We start from the raw sequence: 21030 nt of genomic DNA, 5'->3' as shown, positions 1-21030 counted from the left end.
GACGTGCGTTGTGCGTAGCGTCACACTCCGCGAGAGTGCACTGCTAGTGCAGGGTTGCAAAGGCGGGGGGCCGGGGTTGCGAAGTCTGCGAATGAGGATGTTCGTCGGTGCGCAGCTGCGGCGGGCGCGTGAGGAGCGGGGGTTGACGCAGGCGGCGCTCGCCCGCCTCGTCGAGATCTCGCCGAGCTACCTGAACCAGATCGAGCGCAACCAGCGCCCCCTCACGGTCCCCGTGCTCCTGCGCCTGAACGCCGCCGTCGGGTTCGACGCGTACGCGGTCTCCGAGGACGAGGGCGCCCGGTTGGTCTCGGACGTCCACATCGCGTTGAGCGACCCCGCGGCCGGCGTGGAGGAACGCGTCACCGACGCGGAGGTCCGCGACCTCGTCACCGACCTCCCGGCGGTGGCGAAGGCCATCGTGGTCCTGCACCGGCGCGCCGGGGACGCCCGCCGGCGCGTGGAGGAGATGGCCATCGGGCTCGGCGCGCGGCTGCCGCTCGGGGAGCGGCTGCCCGTCATCGCGTACGACGAGGTCCTCGACTACGTCTACGACAACCACAACCACTTCCCCGAGCTCGACGACGCCGCCGAGGTGCTCCCCGCCGCCGACCTGCCGCGCCTGCTCGCGGAGCGCCACGGCGTCCGGGTGGTCATCGACGACGACCTCCGCGACCGGCGGCGCTTCGACCGGGCGACCCGCACCCTGCACCTGCCGCGCCGGCGGGAGGGCGCCCGGCGCACGTTCCAGCTCGCGGTGCAGTGGTGCCTGCTCGAGCACGCCGCGACGCTCGACGCCCTGACGGCCGTCCCGGGGCTGTCCGGTGACGAGTCGCGCGCCCTGGCGCGGGTGGGTCTCGCGAACTACTTCGCGGGGGCGGTCCTGCTGCCCTACCGCGCGTTCCTCGCCGCCGCGGAGGAGACGGGGTACGACGTGGGGCTGCTGAGCGCCCGCTTCGGCGTCAGCATCGAGACCGTCTGCCACCGGCTGAGCACGATGCAGCGGCCCGGCGCCTCGAGCGTCCCGTTCTTCTTCGTGCGGGTCGACCGCGCCGGCAACATCTCGAAGCGCCATTCGGCCACGGACTTCCACTTCTCCCGCATCGGCGGCACCTGCCCCCTGTGGAACGTCTACGAGGCGTTCTCCTCCCCGGGGCGGTTCATCACGCAGGTGGCCCAGATGCCGGACGGCCGGACGTACCTCTGGATCGCGCGCGCCATCGGGCGGCCGATCGGGGGCTTCGGCGAGCCGCAGGTGCAGTTCGCCGTCGCACTGGGGTGCGACATCCGGCACGCACCGCGCCTCGTGTACTCACGGGGCCTGGCGCTGTCCGACCCGGCGACGACGGTCCCGATCGGCCCGGGGTGCCGCCTCTGCGAACGCGACGCGTGTCCGCAACGCGCCTTCCCCCTCGTCGGGCGCGTCCCCCACATCGACGAGGACCGCGGCCGGGACGAGCCCTACCCGGCGGCGTGACGACGGTGCGGGCGGGGCCCGGCGCGGCCCGGCGTCATGGACGCCGGGCCGCGCGACCGGGTTCCGCTAGCGGCGCTTGGCGGGGATGACGAAGGCCCGGCGGACCGTCGTCTTGCCCGCGGCGGTGAACTTCGCCGTGACCTTGACCTTCTTGAGGTTGTAGACCCGCTTCAGCGTGATCTTGCAGGTGACGGTCTTGCCGGCCTTCACCGGCTTCGCGCAGCGACCGACGACCTTCTTCCCGAACGTCGCGGTGGTCCGCAGGGTGCCCTTGCGGGGCCCGGCGGTGACCTTGGTCACGATGACCTTCTTGCCGACCCGGCCGACGGCGAACTTCCGGAGGATCGAGGGCGTGGTCGGTGCGGGGCCCTGGACCCGTGCGGCGTCGACGCGGATGGAGACCTCGGCGAACACCGAGGGGTCGTCCTTGCTGGTGGCCCGCACGACGGCGGTGCCGGCGGTCGCCGGGGCGGTGAAGAGGCCGGCGGGGGTGATGGTGCCGGCGGTCGTCGTCCACGTGACGCCGGAGGGGCCGTTGGTGAGGACGGCGCTGAGCTGCATCGACAGCCCGGCGACGATGCTGGCCTGGGCCCCGGAGATCGCGACGGACGTGATCGGCGCGCCCACCTGGATGGCGACGGCGGCCTGGGGCCGCGTCCGCGGGAAGGTGGTCTGCGTGGAGTCGTACGCCTCGTAGGTGAAGGAGTCGGCGCCGCGCTGGCCGGCGTTCGGCGTGTAGGTGATGGCGCCGTTCGTCAGGACGGACCCGACGGAGAGGGTGGCGCCGCCCTGCTTGAGGACGCCGCGGCTGGTGCCGGACGTGATGCGGTACCGGACGGAGCCGGGGCTGCAGTAGGGCGAGTCGCCGGGGTCGGGGTTGAAGTCACCGTCGAAGCAGGTGCTGACGAACCGCTCGGCGCTGAGGGTGACGGGCGCCGTCTGCCCGGGGTCGACGCGGGGGACGCTCACGGCGCGCGGCATGTAGCCGGGGACGACGGCGTCGCGGAAGGCGTAGCCGTTGTTCGACTCGTCGGCCTCGGCGATGACGTTGGTCGGGTCGACGCGGCTCGCGAGGCGGTAGCGGCCGGGGGCGGCGTCGGAGACGTCGATCCACTGGTAGCTGAGGCCCGCGTAGTAGATGTCGCGGTAGCCGGCGCTGATGCCCATGACGAGGGGGACGTCGCGGCAGAAGTCGTTGGAGCCGGAGCTGTAGACGGGGCCGCCGGGGGCGCCGGGGAGGGCCTCGGAGTCCTCGAGGCAGAACCCGGCCTCGGTCTTCTGGGCGAGGGCGACCTGCCGGGTCTGGTCGGCGGTCCAGAGGGTGTACTCGGCGGCGTTCTTGAGGTGGTAGTGGTTGTGGCCGTCGGCCACCTCGAAGCGCACCGTCGGCGGGACCCCGGCGGGGGGCGGCACGGCGGCGCCGCCGACGCGCTGCTGGACGCTCTGCATGATCCCGGCGCCGTTCGGGTTGAGGGCGCGGATCTCGAGGGGCGCGGGGGCGCTCGGGCTGTTGGTGACGAAGCCGTCGAACCGGACGAGCAGGCGGCCGTCGCGGTAGATCTGGGTGCCGGGCGCGCCCGGGGCCTCCGAGATCATGTCCGGGAGGTTCGGCGCGCTGGTGACGGTGGTCGCCAGGACCGTGAGGCCGGCGGCGGCCGCGGCGGCGACGCCGAGGGTGGCGAGCACCGCCCGCCGGGGCCGGCGCGACGGCCGAGGAGTCTCGGTGCGGTTCGGGTTCTCGTGAGTGTCCGTCTGCATCAGGCGATGTCCTCGGGTGTTCGGCTTGCCGGCCATGGGCACGGGCGTTGCGTCATGAATGGACCCTACGAGTCGTGTGCCGCCGGGGGACCCCCCGTCGGTGCAGGCCGGGGTCGGGTCCGCCACCGGCCCGGCACACGCTAGGACGCGACGACCTCCCGTAAAACACGACTTTCGGGGGGTCCCGGCGCCCCGTGTTCCCCCCGGACATCACATGAACCATTTGTGAATTTCGCGCGTACCGCCGATCCGTCCTGGTTGGGCGTCCCTCAGCCCGGGGCGTACCCCAGCTGCGCGAGGCGCTCGAGGCTCGCGCGCAGGTCCCGGTCCGCCGCCGCGGCATCCCGTCGCGCGGCGTCGTACGCCGCCCGGTCCTCCCCGGCCGCGGCGGACGCCATCCGTGCGAATGCCGTGCCCCCGCGCGATACCGACACGATCAGCGAACGGTGGGCGGGGCCGGGGCCGGGCCCCGCATCGACGCGCCGGAGCGCGGCGACCGCGCGTCGGTGGGCGGCGGCGACCGTCGACGCCGCGGCCGCCTGGGGCTCCGGCAGCCGCGCCTCGCGCAGGCGCGCGAGACCGGCCGCGCGTGCGCGTGTGAGCGGGGTCAGCGCACCCTGCACCGCCCGGGCGTACGCGGGCGACGGATCGAGCGCGTAGACCCGGTCGTCGGAGAGATCCAGCGAGGTGGCCGCGGTGTCGCAGGCGGCGGCGACCTGGGCGGTGTGGTCCGGCGCCGCCTGGCAGGCGACGGTGATGACGCCGTCGCCGGTCGGCACCGCGAAGACGGTCATGTCGGTCCCGATGCCCGTCGCCGGCAGGCCGGTGAACGACACTGCCTGGGCGCCGCCGAGATCGACGGCCTCGCCGTCGTCCGGGACCTCCCGGAGCCGCTGCAGCAGGGACGGCGGCAGGAGCGTGGGTCCCGTCCCCCGGGATCGTCCGACCATGACGAGGCCGGCCGCCGGTCCGTCCACCGGGGCGTAGCTCGCGCCGCGCGCGAGGCTGACGCCCGGGATCGTCGCGGAGACCGGCGTCCACCCCGCCGGGAGGCGCGTCTCGACACCCGCCGTCTGGATGGTCTGCGCGGCTGCGGGCGCCGGCTCCCGCTCCGGTCCACGCCCGATGAGGAGCCCGGCGATCGCGGCGACCGCAGCGACCGCGAGCGCCCCTGCCAGCCAGGCCGCCGCGCCATGGCGCCTGCCCGGCTCCCGCGCCGGCGGTGCCTCCTCGTCCCGCGTCGGCCGCACGACCGTCCCCGGGGTCACGGCGCCCTCCCGGGCGGCTGGGCGATGGACGGTGCCCTCCGCGGGTGGGGCCGGCTCCGGCTCCCGGTACGGCTCCGCCGCGACGGGCGCGGGCGACGACGCGCGCGGCGGGACGTCGGGCGGCGGCCCGGGGCCGGCGGCATCCTCCGGGTCGGGGGGGCGGATGACCGTCGGCGGCGCGACGGGCCGCGGCCGGCGCAGCTGCGGCAGATCGCGGGTCTCGCGCAGGGCGGCGACGAGTTCGTCCGCGTCCGCGAACCGGTCCCCCGGGTCCTTCTGGAGCCCCCGCACGATCAGCGCCCCGGCGGCGGCCGGGAGGGTCGGTTCGCGTTCGCAGGGGTCCGGCACGGGGCTCGCGAGGTGCTGCAGCGCGACCGCCCGGTACCCCTCGGACGCGTCGTAGGGCGGGCTTCCGGTCGCGACCTCGAACAGGACGACGCACAGGCTGTAGATGTCCGCCTGCGGCGTCGCCGCCCGTCCCTCCACCTGTTCCGGCGAGGTGTAGGAGGGGGTGCCGATCATCGAGCCGGTGCGTGTGCCCCCGCCGCCCTCGGCCAGCCGGGCGACCCCGAAGTCGGCGACCCGGGCGGCGCCCGTCTCCTCGATCAGGATGTTCCCGGGCTTGATGTCGCGGTGGACGACGCCTGCCTCGTGGGCGGCCGCGAGGGCGGCCCCGACCTGGATGCCGATGTCCGCGCAGCGGCTCCACGGCAGGGGTGCCTCGGACGCGATCACCTCGTGGAGCGACCGTCCGCGAACGAGCTCGAGGATCAGGAAGAGCCCGCCCTCGGGCACCTTCACGAGGTCGTGCACCCCGATGATGTTCGGGTGGCGGAGGCGCGCGAGCGCCCGTGCCTCCCGCTGGAACCGTCCGACGAACTCGGGGTCGCCCGCGAGCGCGGGCAGCATCGCCTTGACCGCCACCTCGCGTTCGAGGTCGCGGTCGAAGGCCCGGTAGACGCTCCCCATCGCACCGTCCCCGAGCAGTTCGCGGAGCTCGTAGCGCCCGGCGACGGCGCCCCCCAGCGTCAGGGGCTTGGGGGCGCTCGGCCGGCGACGCGGGGGCACGGCTATGCCGTCCGCGAGCCGCGGCTCACTTGAGGGAGATCCGGACCCGCGTCGGCCCCTCGCCGCTCAGGCGGTAGCCGCCGTCCGGGTCCGTCTCCAGCGGGAGCAGGCGGACCGTGAAGCTCTGGCGGCGCTCGAGGCTGCCGACGGCGTCGCAGTAGTCCGCGAGCGTCCCACGGATCCGGTCGGGGTCGGTGCGCGGCCGCTCGATGGCCGTCAGGAGCTGTGGAGCCTCGATGCCGGCGGCGGCGGCGGGGGTCCCGGGCACGACGTTGGTGACGATCGCGCCGCGGAGGGCGGGGTCGAAGTCCAGTCCGAGGCCCGTCCAGCCGATGGACACGCCGCGACGCAGCTGATCGGTGATCTCCTTCACGCGGTCCACGCCGATCGCGTAGTTCTGGGAGCCGCGGCTTCCCGTCGCGACCCCGACCACGCGGCCCTCGGCGTCCACGAGGGGGCCACCCGAGTTGCCCGGGTTGAACGTCGTGTCGGTGAGGATCAGGTTCGGGAGGTCGGGGACGCCGATCCGGAGCTTCCTGTTCGAGAACGACGTGCGGACGTCCGAGACCGTCCCGGTGGTCTGGACGTAGTCGATGCGGTCCGACTCGGTGCCGGGGAACCCGAGCGCGGTGACCTGGTCCCCCTGACGCACGTCGGCCTGACTCGACATCAGCAGGGGACGGAGACCCTCGGGCGACGTGCGGAGCACCGCGAGATCCTCGCAGGGCGCCGTGCCGACGAGTTCGGCGTCGCGTTCCTCGAGCGGGCTGTCCTCCGCGCCTGCCGCCGGCTCGCCGGAGCGCACGGAGACCGTGTACAGGTTTCCGGCGTTGACGACGTGGTGGTTCGTGACGATCAGGCCCTGCGCGGCGTCGAGCACCCAGCCGGACCCTGTCCCGCCGTCCCCGGCCCCGTTGGAGGCGTTGACGACCACGACCGAGGCGCGCGCGTCCTCGACCACGTCGGAGAGTTCGTCGTCGCCGTCGAACGCACCACCGAGGAACAGGCCGAGCACGGCCAACCCGGCGATCAGGGCGACGCCGCCGGCGATCACGAGCGGCAACTTCCTCCCGCTGCGGTCCTCGTCCACGACCTCCGGCTCGAGGTGGCGCGACGCGGCGTACGCCGAGCGGACGACGGTCCCGGGGGCGGAGCCGGCCTTCTGTGCCGTGATCTCGGAGTCCCCGATCTCGATCACGTCACCGGACGCGACCGGCGTGGATCCGTGGACCATCTTGCCGTTGAGGCGGGTGCCGTTGGACGATCCGAGGTCGGTGAGCTCGACGTCGTCGCCCGAGACGGTCAGCGCCGCGTGCTCACGGGAGACCAGCGGGTCGTCCAGCACGAGGTCGCAACCCTCGTCACGGCCGATGAGGAAGCGGTCGCCGGTGACCCGGACGGTCCTCTCGTCGGCGCCGGGGGTCCGGATCGTCAGCCACATCGTGTGTGTCCTCCTGGAGGAGTGGTGTGCGACGGCGCCCGTCGCAGGCGGTCGGCGGTCATTCGAAGTCCTCGACGCCGGTGTCCGGCGCGGGCGGAGTCTGGGTCGGCGGCGCAGTCGGTTGCGTCGGCGGCGTCACCGCCGGCGTCGGAGCGGACTGCTCGGGCACCGGTGACGCGACGGGCGGTGGCGGCCGGCGCCGGAGCGGGGGGAGCGTTCCCAGGGGGTCCAGACGAGGGATCCGCTGGTCCGCGAGCGTCACGGCCTCGGGTGCTGAAGCGGCCGCCGATGGTCCGGCTCCAGCCGCGTCGTCCCCGCCGTCCTCCAACGACCGCGTCACGCCGAACGCCACGACGAAGGCGATGAGTGCGAGCACCGCCAGGCCGGCGGCGAGTGCGCGCGGTGCTACCCGCACGAGACGGGGACGCCGTCACGGAGCGCGCAGACCTTGGTCCGCACACCCAGACGCGTGATCTTCACCCGGATGAGCGCGCCGGTCGCACCGGTGCGCGTCATCCGGAAGTCGATGCGCGTTCCGACCGAGAGGACCCGGCCGCCGACCAGAGAGCTGACCTTGGGCGCCGCGCTGCGCAGAGCGACAGACCGCCCGCCGCAGGCCTTGGCCGGCGAGCAGGCGACGCGCAGACGTATCTTCCCGCTCGTGTCCTTGAGGAGGCCGCCGGTCTCGCGCGTGAGGCGGACGCTGAGGCGCGCGACCTTTCGGACGACGCATGAGCGGGTCCTCCCGTTCACGACCGTGCATCGCAGCAGGGAGTCGGCCCGCGAGATGATCGTGGGGACGAAGGGCGCCGGCGGAGGCGGAGGCGGCGGCGGCGGACCATCCTGAATGACCACGATCGGGGGAGGCGGCTGCACGGGGGTCGCGTCGGGCGGGATGACGACGGGCGGCGGCGGGGGCGGCGGGGCGACGCCGGAGTTGCGGACCGTCACCGGGATGGTGGTGGACGTCTTGTTGCCGGCCTCGTCGTAGGCGTCGGCGCGCAGCAGGTGCGACCCCTCCGACAGCTTGCGGGTGTCGATCTCGCAACCCCACGGCGCGAACCGCTGGATCTCGGTGGGGACGCCGTCGACGAAGATCTCGATCCGGTTGACCCGCACGTTGTCGCTCGCGGACATGCGGCAGACCTTCGAGCCGTTCTGGCCGCCCTCGCTGTAGACGCCGGAGATGGTGGCGCCCGTCGAGGGGGTCTCCCACCGGATCGCCGGCGGCTGGCTGTCCGGCGGCGGCGGCGGCGGGGCGAAGCCGGCGAAGAAGAACTCGGCGACCTCGTCCGAGCCGGTCAACGGCTCGTAGGTGACGCGCGTCGGCGAGACGCACGTGAAGTCGCGGCCGGCGAACTGGCTCCGCGCGGTCACGACGGTCAGGGTCGTGGAGTCCGCGCTGAACGCGCCCGCGGCGTTGTCGACCACGTCCGCGCCCCCGCGGGGGGTGGCGGTCTGGAGGATGTAGTCCCCGTCCGGTGCGCGGACCACGTCGATCCGGACGCCGAGGTCACCGGTGTGGGTCCAGTCGCAGTAGCCCTGCGGCGCGGCGCGGCCCACGTTGTAGACGACCTTGAACGCCGTCGACCGGCCGCCCTGCGTGCGCGGCACGGGCTGGTGGAAGCGGACCGACGTGACCAGGGAGCCGGTGTCGGGGTCCGTCGCGACGCGGAACTCCGCGACATCGGGGCGGGCGAACCCGTCGGCGCTCGTGACGTCACCCGCGGCGTCGAACAGACCGCCCGACCTCTCCGCTCCGACCGCCGGGCCGGCGAGGGCCAGGAACGCGATGAGCACGGGGACGAGCGGGCGCGCGACGCGCATTCGTGATCCTCTCCGGGGCGATGCTCCGGCGTGGCGACCGGACCTTCAGGGGGGGCGAGACTAACTCCCCACCGGCGACAGGAAACCTGGCCGGTAGGGTAGTTCTGGCGTTTGCGCAGAACCCCGCGGACACCCCGCGACGGCGCGGCGGGACCCGCGCACGGCGCCCGGGTGGGCGCCGCGCGCGGACGGTGCCCGCGGGGTCTAGCGGGCCCGCACCAGGGCGCCGGCGACGGCCTTCTGGCCGCCCGCTGCGGAGAGCTTCACGGCGACGCGCACCGGGGCCTTCGCGAACCGGGCGGGCAGGCGCACCCGGCACGTCGCGCGCTTCCCGGCCCGCGCCGCGATCCGGCAGCGCGACACGGCCTTGCCGCCGCGGATCGCCGTGACGAGGATCCGCCCGTTCGCGCGCGGGGTCGTGCGCACGACGACGATCCGGCCGCCCCGCGTCACCCGGGGCTTCGACATCAGGCCGGGCGTCGCCCCGCCCGGGCCCGGGCCCGGGACTCCGGTCGCGCCGCCGCCGGGCGTCGGGATCGGGACCGGGATCGGCGTGATCGCGATCGACGCCTCCGCGACGACCGACGGGGCCGCCACGCTCGTGGCGCGGATCGTCACGGTGCCGCCCGGCGGGGGGGTCCCCGGGGCGACGTAGAGGCCGTTCGCGTCGATGGTGCCGGCGGTCGCGGTCCACGTCACCGGGCCGGCCGGCGCGACGACCGCCTGCAGCTGCGCCGACGTGCCCGCGACGAGGCTCGCCGGTGCGCCGGAGATCGCGACCGTCGGCACCGCCGCCGACGGGCCCACCTGGATCGAGGCCGTCGCGGCCGCGGGGTTCGTCGGGAAGCCCGCCCCCGGGCCGGAGGTGCTCGCCGCGACGTACTGGAAGCTGTCCGGGCCGGAGTAGCCGGCGGCCGGCGTGTACTGCACCTGGTTGCCCGCGATCGTCTGGCCGACGGCGACGTTCAGGGTGCCGTGCGCCGGCGCCGCCGTGACGCGGAACACGCGGGTCCCCGCCGCGCCGTAGGTCGTCGCGTTCAACGTGACGGTGCGCGCCCCCGCGCCGCCGGGGACGGCGACGGGGCCGACCGGCTGGGCGACGTGACCGGGGAGGGTGTAGTTCGTGAAGGCGAAGCCGTTGTTGCCCTCGTTCGACTCGTCCACGACGTCGAGGGGGTCGCTCTCCGCGGCGATGCGGTACGCGCCGGGCGGTGTGTTGCTGACGTCGACCCACTGCAGCGCGAGGTCGCGCGAGTAGTCGTCCCGCCATCCGGCGGAGACGCCCATGCTGAGGTACGTCGCGGACGGGTTGCCGACCTGGCAGAAGTTCGTGGGCTCGTAGAACTGGTCGTCCTGCACCGGCGCGCCCGCGGCGTCGCTCAGGTCGTAGAGGCAGAACCCGACCTTCTGCGCCGGCGCGACCTGGGCGGTGCTGTCGGCGCGGCGCAGCGAGTAGCGCATCGCGTTCATCAGGTGGAAGTGGTTGTGCCCGTCCGCCGTCTCGTACTTCACCGGCACCGCCTGCACGTCCGTGAAGCCGCCCGAGCCGTTCGCGCGGCGCTGGCGCATCTGGTTCGCGGACGGGTTGCCCGTCACGTCCAGCGGCCCGTAGCCGACGTTCGTGACGTAGCCGTCGAACCGCAGCAGCAACCGGTCGCCGACGTCGTCGAGGATCGGCCGCGTCGGGGGATCCGACCGGAGGTCCGGCAGGGAGTTCGCGGGAGCCGCGAAGCCCATGATCGGGATGGCGGCGGCCGCGGAGGCGGCGAGCGCGAGGAGGGGGAGGATTGCGGTTCGCTTCGGCATCACCCGAATGTACGAAAAGCGACGGGTGCCGGCCTACTGGACAGATGGGGGGTCCGGGCCGGGCCGCCGGATGGCCGGTGGGTATCATCGACGGATGGACGACGCCGGCATCAGGGTGAGCGTGCGCCTGTTCGCGTCGCTCCGGGAGGCCGCCGGCGCAGGCCGCGTCGAGCTGCGGCTCCCCGCGGCGACGCCCGTCGGCGCGGTCTGGAGCCACCTCCCCGACGAGGTCCGCCGCCACGGCCTGCCCGAGGGGGTCCGGTACGCCCTCAACCACGAGTGGACCCTCCCCGGCGCGCCGCTGCGCGACGGTGACGAGGTCGCCCTCGTCCTGCCGGTGTCCGGCGGATGATCGGGCTCACCGACACGCCGATCGACCACGCCGCGCTCGTCGCCGCCGTCTCCGACCCCGAGCACGGCGGCATCGCCACCTTCATCGGCACCACGCGCCGCGAGAGCGACGAACGGCCCGTCGCCGCGCTCCGGTACGAGGCCTACGACGAGCTCGCGGTCACCGAGCTCCGGGCGATCGCCGCCGAGGCCGCGGGCGCCTGGGGCGCGCGGATCGCCGTCGTCCACCGCCGCGGCGAGGTCGCCGTCGGCGAGCCCAGCGTCGCCGTCGCCGCGTCCGCGCGGCACCGCCCCGCCGCGTTCGCCGCCTGCCGGTACGTCATCGACGAGCTGAAGGCCCGGGCGCCGATCTGGAAGCAGACGGTCCACGCCGACGGCGGCACCACCTGGATCGACGGATGCACCACGGACCACGCCCACGTACAGGGGAGCACCCCGCATGCCTGAGAGTCCGGAACGCCCCGGTACCGGGGTCGAGGACCCTCTCGTCGCCCCGCCGCTCCCCGGCGTCGACGACGACGTCGACCAGGACGAGGAGCTCTGGATCGACGACTCGGGCCAGGACTACAGCGGCTGGTACTGCGTCCGCACCGACCCCTGGCCGTGTCCCGCCCCCGGCTGCACGTTCGTCGCCCGGTTCCTCACCGCCGCCCACCTCGTGATCGTCTGGCCGGAGATGGACGACCCGAGCCTCCTGCGCCACGCCGCCGCCGCCCGCGACGTCGGCCGCAACCCGCGCCCCGACGTCTACGAGCCCGCGTTCGGGCCCGCGTGCTCCTACTACCAGTGGGAGGCCGCCGGCCACCCCGTCCACGCCGTGCGCGGCGCCGGGGACGGGGACGTCTACTCGAAGAGGTAGGCCCTCGTGTGACGGGCCGTCCCCGCCGATCCAAGGGGTGTGAGGGATGACGCCCCGCCCACCGTCGACGACGCGTTCTGCCGCGTCGTGCGCGTCCGCGTCGGCAGCCGCCAGATCGAGGCGATCGCCGCCGCGTCCGGCCGTCCCGGCCGCCGGGAGCGCCGCGACGCCCTGACGCAGGCCGTCATGGCGAGCGCGTGGTCGAGCGCCCGGCCCGGCGAGTCCGCGTCCGAGTGGCTGCGGGTCGTGCACCCCATCGACCCGCCGATGGCGGACCTCGCCCCCGACCGCGACCTGCTGCTCCTCGTCGCCGGGTTGCGGCGCGCCGTCGCCGAGGCGGCGGAGGGCACCGACGAGGGGGCCAAGTCGCGCCTCGCCCTCGCGCGCGAGACCTTCGGCGAGCCCGCCCGCGACCAGATCGTCACCCTCCTCGCCCGCGCCGCCGTCCACGACGACTGACGGCGCGGCCCCCGCTCAGCGGCGGCGGGGGAAGACGTCGAGCGCCAGCGAGGCGACCCGGTCGAGGATCAGCACCCCGTCCAGGTGGTCGATCTCGTGCAGCATCACCCGCGCCTCGAACCCCTCCGCCGCGATCGCGCGGCGGGAGCCGTCGAGGTCGGTCGCCTCCACCACCACCCGGGTCGCCCGGCGGACGTTCGCGGTGATGTCCGGCAGCGACAGGCACCCCTCCCGGCCGATCTCGTCGCCCTCGTGGTCGACGACGACCGGGTCGATGAGCCACATCGGCCCCTGCGCGTCCGGCACCTTCTTGTGTCCCGTGCAGTCGACGTAGGCGACCCGCCAGAGGGCGCCGATCTGCGGGGCGGCGATGCCGACCGTGCGCGGGAACGACGCGGCGGTGTCGCGCAGGTCGTCGGCGAGGCGCCGCACCGCCGCGCCCGGTCGCCCCACCGGCGCGGCGGGGAGCTTGAGGCGGCGGTCGGGGTAGCGCAGGACCTCCCGGACCACCGCCTAGAGGCCCATGCGCGTCATCAGAGGACCTCGTCGTCCTCGGGCTCGAGGCTCATCTCGACCCCGTGGGCCCCGGCGACCTCGCGGAGCGCCCGCTCCAGGGACGCCGCGGAGCGGTCGGATGCGCGCTCGATCTCGATGCCGAGGACGTAGACGGGCGGGTCGCCCACCAGCCGGGACGACAGGTCCACGATGTTCGCGTCGTTCTCGGCGAGGGCGACGGCCATGCCGTGGACGATGCCGGGGTGGTCCGCCCCGTACACCGACAGCACCCAGCGCGAGAGCGGCGGCCCCTCGTGCCGGGGGGCGGCGGCGCCCACCGACATCCCGAGGCCCAGCTCGTCGGCGATCGGGCGCAACGCGGCCTCGACGTCCTCGGGGCGCACCCCGTCGGGGACCGCGACGGCGAGCACCGTCGCGAACGATCCGCGCAGAAGCGCCGCGCGCGTCTCCTCGAGGTTGCCCCCGATCTCGAGGAGCGCCCCGGTGACGGCGGCGACGATCCCGGGACGATCGGCCCCCACGGCAGTGACGATCACCTGGTTCACCCCCCCAGGTTAGCCCGTCCCGAGGGGGATCCGGGGATGCGTCGCCGCACCCCGCGGCTATAGGCTCGGCCCTCCACTGACGATCCGGACCCCATGCCCCTCTTCGCGCTGATCAGGCATCCGCGCCCCGCTCCGGCACCGGCCGCCGCGGCGACGACCACCACCGCCCCGAGCGCCGCCCCGACGGTGCTGGTGGTGTGGTGTGGTCACCGCCCCGGCCCCTGGGCCGTGCGCAGCCTGCGCACCGCCGGCCACCGGGTGATCGCGGCGCACCCCCACGGCGACCCCGGCGGGCGCTCCACCGCCGTCCTGTCGCCGCGCCGCTACCCGCCGGCCGTCGCCGACCCGGCCGGCTTCCTCGCGTGGATCCGCGAGACCTGCCTCCTCGAGGGCGTCGACGTCGTCCTGCCGCTCGACGAGGACGTCGTCCGCCTCCTCGCGGAGAACCCCCTCGGCCTGACGCGCACCGTGGTGGCCGGACCCGACGCCCGCCAGTTCCGGATGCTCTGCGACAAGCTCGAGCTGGCGAACACGGCCGCCCTCGCGGGGGCCGACCACCCCGCCAGCGTCGAGGTCGGCGTCGACGGCCCCGCCGGCCCCTGGCCCGCCCTGCCGTCGATCGTCAAGCCGCGCACGTCCCTGTCGGACGCCGCCGCGGCGCCCGTCGTCTCGGTGCGCAGCGTCGAGGAGCGCGACGCCGCGATCGCCCACCTGCGCCTGTCCGACCTGGACGCCGTCGTGCAGGAGCAGATCATCGGCCGCCCCTGGGTGCTGCACTGCGTGCGCGACGCCGCCGGCACCGTCGGCATGGTCGCCGCCCGCGTCGAGACGACCTACCCGCGGGTCGTCGGCACCAGCTCCGTCTCGACCGTCGTCCCGATCCCCCCGGACCTCGAGCGGCACGCGGCGCGGCTGCTCGACGTCGCCGGCTACGTCGGCCCGTGCTGCATGAACCTGCTGGAGCGCGACGGCCGCTACTGGTTCCACGACATCAACCTGCGCCTCGCGGCGTCGGTCGGCGCCTCCGTGTCGGCGGGGTTCGACCTGCCGCGCCTCGGCGTCGAGGCCGCCCTCGGGCGCATGACGCTCCCCGTCGGCGCGCGCATGCGGTCCATCACCTACGTCCCGCTCGCCTCCGAGCGCGCCGCGCTGCGCGACGCGATGGCCGGCCGCACCGGCGAGGTCCCGCGGGACCTCGCCCTCCGCATCGCCCGCGCCGCCGTCGCCCGCGACCACCAGCTCGACCCGCCGCTGCACGACCCCCAGTGGGCGTACGACCGGGTGACCGCCCTCGCGCGGCGGGCCCTCCGGGCGCTCCCCCTCTAGCCCCGCGGCCGCCTAGGAGCGGCCGGCCAGCCACTCCTGCAGGGTGAGGTGGCGCGCCGAGTGGCGTCCGCCGGCCAGCTCCGCCCGGATCTCGCCGACCCCGCCGAAGCGCTCCGCCTCGACGTCGTGGGTGTGGATGGTCTCGAAGTTCGCCTGGTGGGCGTGCAGGAAGCCGTCGTCCGGCAGGGCGGGGAAGCGCTCCAGCACCCCGCGGACCATCTCGCGCACCGAGTCCTCGACGAACCGCGGCCGGCGGTGCGCGCGGTCCACCACGTACTGCTCGTCGGGGCGCTTCATCAGCTCGTAGATCTCCGACGACATGCCGTCCTCGACGATCTCGAGGAGCACGTCCGCGTCGATGTCCGGACCGTCGGGCGCGCCCAGGTAGAGCGTCCCGCGGGCCCGCTGGTTGTGGGTCGCGATCGGGACCAGGCGGGTGATGCGCTCGATCTCATCGTCCGAGAAGCCGTCGGCGCGGAGGTCGTCCTCGGCCTGCCCGCGGATCAGCCCCTGCGCGCACGGGCACGCGTTCATGCCCTGCGCCGTCACCCCGACCAGACGCCGGCTGGCGTCGGTGTCGGCCGCGGCGACGCCGATCAGGCCGTACATCTCCTGGGTGGCGATGTCCGTCACCGGCGTCCGCTTCTCGACGGGGTAGCTCGCGCGGATCGTGACCTCGCTGCGCAGCGCCCGCTGGCGCTCCACGATCGTCTGGGCGATCCGCTCGGCGAGCGCCTCGACGCGGAGGGCCTCGCCCAGGACGACCTCGTCGATCGCCTCGTTGACCGTCTCCTCGAAGCGCGACATGTGGACGCCCTTCTGGTCGGGGCGCAGGTCGCAGAAGCACGAGATCTCGGCGTGGAAGAGCTGCTCCGCCCCCGAGTGCCGGATCCGGATCGCCTTCGCCGAGCGGGTGACGCCCGCGCGGGAGAGGCTGATCGCGGCGGACGGACGCGTCGCCTGCAGGTCTTCCACGGCCGTGCGCCGGGTCGTGCTCATGCCGTCACTCGCTCTCGTCGGTCACCGGTTCGGGGGGCCGGGCGGCGGGGACGCGCCGCATTTCGTCGCGGCCCCGGTCGCACGATTTCGTCCCGAGTGTGCAGGATTGTGACGGACCCGTGGAGGGTGGGCCCGCCTGGCGTCCGGGTATGATCGGGGAGCCTCCCGTCCGTCCCCGCTCGAGGAAGGACCGCCGGATGTCGCACGCCCCCGCCCGCAGCGCCGTCGAGATCGCCGTGCCGGACGTCGAGGAGATGCGCGCGCTCGCCTCGGACGGCAGGGAGAAGGGGTTCCTCACCTACGACGAGATCGTCGCGGCGCTCCAGGACGCGGACGTCACCAAGGAGCAGATCGAGGACTTCTACTCGCATCTCGTGGAGATCGGCGTCGAGGTGCTGGACGCCGACGGCGAGGTGATCGCGAAGGCGTCCGCCACGCAGACCGAGCGCCCGCCCGAGCTCGACCTCACCGTCGAGCCCAGCCTCGACAGCCTGCGCCTCTACCTGCGCGAGATCGGCCGCGTCCCGCTGCTGACCGCCAAGCAGGAGGTCGCGCTCGCGAAGCGCATCGAGCGGGGCGACATGACCGCGAAGACGGCGATGGTCGAGGCCAACCTGCGCCTCGTGGTGAGCATCGCGAAGGGCTACCTCGGCCGTGGCCTCTCCTTCCTCGACCTCATCCAGGAGGGGAGCCTCGGCCTGATCCGCGCCGTCGAGAAGTTCGACTACCGCCGCGGCTTCAAGTTCTCGACGTACGCCACGTGGTGGATCCGCCAGGCCGTGACGCGCGCGATCGCCGATAAGGCCCGCACCATCCGCATCCCCGTGCACATGGTCGAGAAGCTCAACAAGGTCGTCCACCTCGAGCGGCAGATGGTCCAGCGGCTCGGACGCGAGCCCCGGCCGGAGGAGATCGCCGAGGAACTCCGCATGAGCGTGGAGGAGGTCCGCGACATCCTCCGGATGGCGCAGCAGCCGGTCAGCCTGGAGAAGCCGATCGGCGAGGAGGAGGAGTCGGAGCTCGGGGACTTCGTCGAGGACGAGCAGGCGGCGTCGCCGTTCGACGAGGCGTCCGTCAACCTGCGCCGGACCGACATCCTCCGCGCCCTCGACGCCCTCCCCGACCGGGAGCGCAAGGTCATCGAGCTGCGGTTCGGCCTCCTGGGCGAGCAGCCGCGCACCCTCGAGGAGGTCGGCCGCGCGTTCGGCGTGACCCGCGAGCGGATCCGTCAGATCGAGAACAACACGCTCAAGAAGCTCGAGGCGCTGCCGGAGGCACAGGCGCTCCGCGACTCGGCCTGAGCAGGCCGGCGGGATCCGGCGCCGGCCCGGGGAGCGCCGCCGGGACGGCCACGGGGAGGCGGCGGGGGGTCGTGAGGAAGCGGTAGCCGACCCCGTGGAGGGTCTGGATGTACGTGTAGGCGCCGCCGACCTCGTCGACCTTCCGGCGCAGGCGCCGCACCAGGACGTCGACCGAGCGGTCGCCGTGGGCGCGCTCCGCCCCCCACACCCGCCGGAAGATCTCGTCGCGCGACAGCGCCCGCTCGCGCTCCTCCACCAGCGTCATCAGCAGCTTGAACTCGAGCGGCGTCAGGTCGGCGGGTCTCCCGGCCACGATGACCGACATCCGCGACGGGTCGACGGTGAGCTCGCCCTCCTGCACCGGCAGGCGCTCCGAGCGGGCGTTCTCGACCGCCGTCCGCCGCAGCGCCGCGGTGATCCGCGCCAGCAGCTCCCGCATCGAGAACGGCTTGCCCATCACGTCGTCGGCGCCGAGGGCGAGCACCTCCACGCGGTCGTGCTCGTTCGTCCGCGCCGTCACCACGATGATCGGCAGGCGCGGCGCCCACTCCCGCGCCTGGCGGATGACGTGCCACCCGTCGGCGCCCGGCAGCATCAGGTCGAGCACCACCACGTCCGGCGTCGCCGTCCGCAGCGCCCGCAGGCCCGCGAGGCCGTCGCCGACCACGGTCGGCTCCAGGCCGGCCGTGCGCAGGTGGAACGCCATGGCCTCGGCGGTGCTCTCGTCGTCCTCGACGATCAGGATCCTCATCGCACGTCCCTCCGGACGGGGGAGTGGTCACGCCCCGCCGAAGGTTCGCGCGCCCTCCGTGACGATCCTGTGAAACCCCGGTGAAGCCGCGCGACGCGACGGTCACCGCGGGGGTCGCGTCAGCCGGCGTCGCCCCCGCCGTCGGCGGAGCCCGCGGCGTGCTCGGCGAGGATCGGCTCGGCCACCTCCAGCGCCGTCCACGCCGCCGGGAAGCCGGCCAGGCCGGACACCGCGATCAGCACCTCGCGCACCTCGTCCGGGGTCACGCCCGCCCCGAGGGCGCCGCGCACGTGCCAGCCGAGCTGGGGCTCGGCGCGCAGGGTCGCGGTGATGGCCATCGCCACGATGGAGCGGTCGCGGCGCGACAGGCCGGGACGCCCCCACAGGTCGGCGAACCCGAACGCCGACGTCAGCTCCTCGAGGGCGGGGGAGACCCCCCGCCACCGCTCGATGACGCCCTCCCCGAGGTGCTGCTCCGCCAGCTCCCTGCCCCGGTCGAGGCGCGCGTCGCCGCTCGGCGTGGTGGTCATGGTCCCCCCTGGATCCGTCCGGCCCGCCCCCGCGAGCGGACGCCCCGGGGCCGGTGCTAGAATCGTTGCGTGAGCAAGCAAAAGGGTAGTTGACGATGCAAGCACACGTCAAGGAGGGCGCCCCGCCGGCCCGTCGCGGCGAGGACGGGGAGCCGCTGACCGACCTCGAGCTGCGGGCCTGGCGCGGCATGCTCCGCGCCCACGCGGGCGTCACACGGCGCCTCGACGCCGAGCTCCACGAGCGCCACGGCATGTCGCTGACCTCGTACGAGGTGCTGATGCTGCTGGGCGGCGCCCCCCGGGGGCGCATGCGCGTGTCGGAGCTCTCCGGCGCGACGCTGCTCAGCGTGAGCGGCATGAGCCGCATGATCGATCGGCTCGGGCGCGACGGCCTGGTCGTGCGCGAGGCCTGCGCCGACGACCGCCGCGGGGCCGAGGTCGTCCTCACCGCCGCCGGGCGGGCGCGGTTGCGCGCCGCCCGCGCGACCCACCTGACCGGGGTGCGCGCCGAGTTCCTGTCGCGGTTCTCGGACGAGGAGCTCGCGGCGCTCGGCGGCGCGTGGGACCGGATCGCGTCGCCCGGCGACGGGGACTGAACCGGGCGCTCGCGCGGTGCGAGGGGGTCCCGACACCCCCTCGCCGCGCAGGGCCGGCGTTCCGGCCCGCGGACCCCGGAGGACCGGAGCGGGGGCGGCGATGCGGTCGCCCGGGGTCGGAGGCCAGTCTCCCGGCCGCCGCCGCGCCGCGGGTTACGGCGCGGTGACCGTCCGGTGACCCGGCGTGACGCGGTGCGTCACTGGCCCGCCAGGGTGTCGACCGGGGCGGTGCCGCGCGAGGTGGTGCGCCGGTCCTCCTCCTCGGCCTGCCGGCGGAGCTGGCCGAACCCGACGCCCTCGGCGACCAGGAACATGAACCCGACGGCCACGCCGACGACGGCCTCGGTGGCCTGCAGCACCACCGAGAAGGCGATCGCCTCGGCGGCGCTGACGCCGTAGGACGCCGTGAGGGGCACGACGGCCGCCGCCTGGAAGACGAGCAGGTTGCCGGGCAGCACCGGGAAGGCCTGCGCGAGGGTGATCGTGACGAGCAGCAGGCCGGCGCCGCCCCACCCGACGCGCTCCAGCCCGAAGGCCATCAGCGTGAAGTAGATGCCGGTCCACTGCGCCAGCCACGTCGCGAGGCTCGCGCCCACGACGAGGCTCATCTGGCGGGGGTCGCGCAGGCCGAGGTGGCTCTCGCGCACCGCCCCCCACAGGCGGGTGACGGCCCGCGTGGCGCGGGCCCACAGCGGGCCGGTGTTCAGCCACGGCGGCAGCTGGCGGCCCGGCCCCGACAGCAGCGCGACCATGACGACCACCAGGCACCCGAGACCGAGCGAGATCGACGCCACCCACGCGTAGGAGGGCAGCGGCAGGAACAGGCCGATCGCGATGACGAGGCCCACCCAGGTGATGGTGGACACCAGGTTCTCCGCGACCACCGTGCCGAGGAGCGTCGTCGTCGGGGGGCGCTCGCCGCGCCGCTCGAGGCGCCGCCGCAGCAGCAGCACCTTGACGATCTCGCCGACCCGCGCGGCGAGGACGGTGTTGAAGAGGAAGCCGACGAACAGCGGGCTGAGCAGCTCGCGGTAGCGGGTGCGGCTGCGCATCCCCGGCAGCGCGTCGACCACGCCCTTCCAGGCCAGTCCCTTGAACCCGACCGAGGCGAAGTTGGCGAGGATCGCGATCGTCAGGAACGCCCAGGACGTGATGTGGAAGGCGTCGTGGACCTCGTCGAGGTCGAGCTTCCAGACCGCGAGGGCGCCGACCAGCACGATCGTCAGGACCCGCGCGACGGGCACGACGAACCGGCGGGCGGTCGATCTCTTCCGCTCGGCCACGCCGGTGGTCACGTCCCCGCCCCCCTTCGTCCCCCGCGACGACGGTACGCCCCCGGGGGGGCGTGCAGCTCGTCCATGGTCACGAGGGCCAGGCCCCGCTCCCGCGCCGACCGGCAGATGTCGGGGAGCGCCTCGGCCGTCTGGTGCCGGCTGCGCTCCGGCGCCCACCCGTCCGCGTCGTGCAGGAGCAGGACCGTACCCGGGCCGAGCGCGCGCGCCGACCGCCGCGCGATGACCGCGGCGCCGGGCTCCGCCGAGTCGAACACGCCATGCGTCCACGCGGCCGTCCGGTAGCCGCCGCGCCGGGCGGCCCACACCGTCGCCGGACCCCGGAACCCGTGGGGCGCGCGGAACAGGCGGCTCATCGCCTCCGCGCCGACCGCGGCCCGGACGGCGTCCTCGGTGCGGGTGAGCTGGTCGCGCACGTGGCGGGCGCCGCGGAACACGAGGATGCCGTGGTCGTACCCGTGGCTCGCGATCTGGTGCCCCTCCGCGACCATCCTCCGCACGAGCGCGGGGTGGCGCTCGACCTGGCGGCCGAGCACGAAGAAGGTCGCCCGCGCCCCCTCCCGCGCGAGCGCGTCCAGGACGTCCGGGGTCGAGGGTCCCGGGCCGTCGTCGAACGTGAGGGCCACGCACGGGACGCCGCGGGGGCCGCGGCCGAGCACCCGCCCGAACAGGGGGCTGCGCGGGGCGAAGGCCGAGGCCGTCGCGAGGGCCGCGCCGATCGCGAACGCCGCGGCGGCCGCCGGTTGCCGGCGGGCGATCAACGTGGCGGATACGGCGGCGCCCACGCCCGTCCAGACGGCGCGATGCACGGCCTGACCCTTTCGCATCGGCGCGGTCATGGCATCGGGAGGCGCAGCGGGCTC

At 74.8% G+C, this 21030-nt stretch carries 20 protein-coding genes; 8 read left to right on the top strand and 12 right to left on the bottom strand.

The genetic code is table 11. The features are described from left to right. Positions 1-91 precede the first annotated feature (91 nt). A complete protein-coding gene (locus IU369_RS15295) occupies positions 92-1474 on the top strand; it encodes a short-chain fatty acyl-CoA regulator family protein (protein WP_217921847.1) in 1383 nt (460 codons plus the stop codon). Positions 1475-1540: 66 nt separating this feature from the next. Here IU369_RS15295 and IU369_RS15290 read toward each other — a convergent pair whose 3' ends face one another. The 5 genes from IU369_RS15290 to IU369_RS15270 all read right to left on the bottom strand — a co-directional run bounded on the left by IU369_RS15290 (position 1541) and on the right by IU369_RS15270 (position 10642). Continuing rightward, on the bottom strand, positions 1541-3232 hold the full coding sequence (locus tag IU369_RS15290; RefSeq protein WP_217921846.1) for a lysyl oxidase family protein: 1692 nt from the start codon (positions 3230-3232) through the stop codon (positions 1541-1543). 269 nt (positions 3233-3501) lie between these two features. Then, a complete protein-coding gene (locus IU369_RS15285; RefSeq protein WP_217921845.1) occupies positions 3502-5568 on the bottom strand; it encodes a serine/threonine-protein kinase in 2067 nt (688 codons plus the stop codon). Between the two features lie 25 nt (positions 5569-5593). After that, complete coding sequence (locus IU369_RS15280; RefSeq protein ID WP_217921844.1) at positions 5594-7009, bottom strand: trypsin-like peptidase domain-containing protein; 1416 nt, start codon at positions 7007-7009, stop codon at positions 5594-5596. A gap of 405 nt (positions 7010-7414) precedes the next feature. After that, a complete protein-coding gene (locus IU369_RS15275; protein ID WP_217921843.1) occupies positions 7415-8836 on the bottom strand; it encodes an Ig-like domain-containing protein in 1422 nt (473 codons plus the stop codon). Between the two features lie 204 nt (positions 8837-9040). Continuing rightward, positions 9041-10642 (bottom strand): lysyl oxidase family protein, encoded by a 1602-nt coding sequence (locus IU369_RS15270; protein ID WP_217921842.1) that lies wholly within the window; start codon positions 10640-10642, stop codon positions 9041-9043. 94 nt (positions 10643-10736) lie between these two features. Here IU369_RS15270 and IU369_RS15265 point away from each other — a divergent pair, with 94 nt between their 5' ends. The 4 genes from IU369_RS15265 to IU369_RS15250 are packed head-to-tail and all read left to right on the top strand — an operon-like array spanning position 10737 to position 12311. After that, complete coding sequence (locus IU369_RS15265; RefSeq protein WP_217921841.1) at positions 10737-10994, top strand: MoaD/ThiS family protein; 258 nt, start codon at positions 10737-10739, stop codon at positions 10992-10994. Further along, complete coding sequence (locus tag IU369_RS15260; protein ID WP_217921840.1) at positions 10991-11440, top strand: molybdenum cofactor biosynthesis protein MoaE; 450 nt, start codon at positions 10991-10993, stop codon at positions 11438-11440. The genes IU369_RS15265 and IU369_RS15260 overlap by 4 nt, the downstream gene beginning before the upstream one ends. After that, on the top strand, positions 11433-11852 hold the full coding sequence (locus tag IU369_RS15255) for a hypothetical protein (protein WP_217921839.1): 420 nt from the start codon (positions 11433-11435) through the stop codon (positions 11850-11852). Before IU369_RS15260 ends, IU369_RS15255 begins: the two co-directional genes overlap by 8 nt. A gap of 39 nt (positions 11853-11891) precedes the next feature. Further along, the gene (locus IU369_RS15250) at positions 11892-12311 is read left to right on the top strand and encodes a hypothetical protein (RefSeq protein WP_217921838.1); all 420 of its coding nucleotides are present in this window, start codon (positions 11892-11894) and stop codon (positions 12309-12311) included. A gap of 15 nt (positions 12312-12326) precedes the next feature. On the opposite strand, the gene def is transcribed toward IU369_RS15250, so the two are convergent. Both def and IU369_RS15240 read right to left on the bottom strand, forming a co-directional pair. After that, positions 12327-12821: a peptide deformylase gene (gene def, locus IU369_RS15245; protein ID WP_217921837.1), complete on the bottom strand. Its 495-nt coding sequence runs from the start codon at positions 12819-12821 to the stop codon at positions 12327-12329. 23 nt (positions 12822-12844) lie between these two features. Then, on the bottom strand, positions 12845-13372 hold the full coding sequence (locus IU369_RS15240) for a glycine cleavage system transcriptional repressor (protein ID WP_217921836.1): 528 nt from the start codon (positions 13370-13372) through the stop codon (positions 12845-12847). 93 nt (positions 13373-13465) lie between these two features. Between IU369_RS15240 and IU369_RS15235 the strand changes: the two genes are divergently transcribed. Continuing rightward, positions 13466-14698, top strand: coding sequence for an ATP-grasp domain-containing protein (locus IU369_RS15235; protein WP_217921835.1), 1233 nt, complete (start codon positions 13466-13468; stop codon positions 14696-14698). A 12-nt stretch (positions 14699-14710) separates the two neighbouring features. Here IU369_RS15235 and mptA read toward each other — a convergent pair whose 3' ends face one another. Then, positions 14711-15697 (bottom strand): GTP cyclohydrolase MptA, encoded by a 987-nt coding sequence (gene mptA, locus IU369_RS15230; protein WP_217921834.1) that lies wholly within the window; start codon positions 15695-15697, stop codon positions 14711-14713. Positions 15698-15894: 197 nt separating this feature from the next. On the opposite strand from mptA, the gene IU369_RS15225 reads away from it, so the two are divergent. After that, on the top strand, positions 15895-16998 hold the full coding sequence (locus IU369_RS15225; RefSeq protein WP_246551276.1) for a sigma-70 family RNA polymerase sigma factor: 1104 nt from the start codon (positions 15895-15897) through the stop codon (positions 16996-16998). Here the strand turns inward: IU369_RS15225 and IU369_RS15220 are convergent. After that, positions 16946-17749, bottom strand: a complete 804-nt coding sequence (locus IU369_RS15220; RefSeq protein ID WP_217921833.1) for a response regulator transcription factor — start codon at positions 17747-17749, stop codon at positions 16946-16948. The genes IU369_RS15225 and IU369_RS15220 overlap by 53 nt on opposite strands. Positions 17750-17868: 119 nt before the next feature. Further along, entirely contained in the window at positions 17869-18279 is a 411-nt protein-coding gene (locus IU369_RS15215) for a carboxymuconolactone decarboxylase family protein (RefSeq protein WP_217921832.1), read from the bottom strand. A 95-nt stretch (positions 18280-18374) separates the two neighbouring features. Here IU369_RS15215 and IU369_RS15210 point away from each other — a divergent pair, with 95 nt between their 5' ends. Further along, positions 18375-18875: a MarR family winged helix-turn-helix transcriptional regulator gene (locus tag IU369_RS15210; RefSeq protein ID WP_217921831.1), complete on the top strand. Its 501-nt coding sequence runs from the start codon at positions 18375-18377 to the stop codon at positions 18873-18875. Between the two features lie 197 nt (positions 18876-19072). Here IU369_RS15210 and IU369_RS15205 read toward each other — a convergent pair whose 3' ends face one another. Together IU369_RS15205 and IU369_RS15200 are read right to left on the bottom strand one after the other, a co-directional pair. After that, complete coding sequence (locus tag IU369_RS15205) at positions 19073-20170, bottom strand: lysylphosphatidylglycerol synthase transmembrane domain-containing protein (RefSeq protein WP_217921830.1); 1098 nt, start codon at positions 20168-20170, stop codon at positions 19073-19075. After that, positions 20167-20976, bottom strand: a complete 810-nt coding sequence (locus tag IU369_RS15200) for a polysaccharide deacetylase family protein (protein WP_217921829.1) — start codon at positions 20974-20976, stop codon at positions 20167-20169. Before IU369_RS15200 ends, IU369_RS15205 begins: the two co-directional genes overlap by 4 nt. Positions 20977-21030 lie beyond the last annotated feature (54 nt).

It is taken from the genome of Miltoncostaea oceani (assembly GCF_018141545.1).
Taxonomy (GTDB): domain Bacteria; phylum Actinomycetota; class Thermoleophilia; order Miltoncostaeales; family Miltoncostaeaceae; genus Miltoncostaea; species Miltoncostaea oceani.
Note: the sequence above shows the minus strand (reverse complement) of the source record. Positions and strands in the feature narration are given on the sequence as shown.

What these genes read in the sequence shown, in the direction of transcription:
- IU369_RS15255 (WP_217921839.1), top strand. Translation starts at nt 11,433, where the DNA reads ATGCCTGAGAGTCCGGAACGCCCCGGTACCGGGGTCGAGGACCCTCTC.
- IU369_RS15295 (WP_217921847.1), top strand. Translation starts at nt 92, where the DNA reads ATGAGGATGTTCGTCGGTGCGCAGCTGCGGCGGGCGCGTGAGGAGCGG.
- IU369_RS15220 (WP_217921833.1), bottom strand. Translation starts at nt 17,749, where the DNA reads ATGAGGATCCTGATCGTCGAGGACGACGAGAGCACCGCCGAGGCCATG.
- IU369_RS15210 (WP_217921831.1), top strand. Translation starts at nt 18,375, where the DNA reads ATGCAAGCACACGTCAAGGAGGGCGCCCCGCCGGCCCGTCGCGGCGAG.
- IU369_RS15290 (WP_217921846.1), bottom strand. Translation starts at nt 3,232, where the DNA reads ATGCAGACGGACACTCACGAGAACCCGAACCGCACCGAGACTCCTCGG.
- IU369_RS15215 (WP_217921832.1), bottom strand. Translation starts at nt 18,279, where the DNA reads ATGACCACCACGCCGAGCGGCGACGCGCGCCTCGACCGGGGCAGGGAG.
- IU369_RS15225 (WP_246551276.1), top strand. Translation starts at nt 15,895, where the DNA reads ATGTCGCACGCCCCCGCCCGCAGCGCCGTCGAGATCGCCGTGCCGGAC.
- IU369_RS15235 (WP_217921835.1), top strand. Translation starts at nt 13,466, where the DNA reads ATGCCCCTCTTCGCGCTGATCAGGCATCCGCGCCCCGCTCCGGCACCG.
- IU369_RS15280 (WP_217921844.1), bottom strand. Translation starts at nt 7,009, where the DNA reads ATGTGGCTGACGATCCGGACCCCCGGCGCCGACGAGAGGACCGTCCGG.
- IU369_RS15265 (WP_217921841.1), top strand. Translation starts at nt 10,737, where the DNA reads ATGGACGACGCCGGCATCAGGGTGAGCGTGCGCCTGTTCGCGTCGCTC.
- IU369_RS15260 (WP_217921840.1), top strand. Translation starts at nt 10,991, where the DNA reads ATGATCGGGCTCACCGACACGCCGATCGACCACGCCGCGCTCGTCGCC.
- IU369_RS15270 (WP_217921842.1), bottom strand. Translation starts at nt 10,642, where the DNA reads ATGCCGAAGCGAACCGCAATCCTCCCCCTCCTCGCGCTCGCCGCCTCC.
- IU369_RS15275 (WP_217921843.1), bottom strand. Translation starts at nt 8,836, where the DNA reads ATGCGCGTCGCGCGCCCGCTCGTCCCCGTGCTCATCGCGTTCCTGGCC.
- mptA (WP_217921834.1), bottom strand. Translation starts at nt 15,697, where the DNA reads ATGAGCACGACCCGGCGCACGGCCGTGGAAGACCTGCAGGCGACGCGT.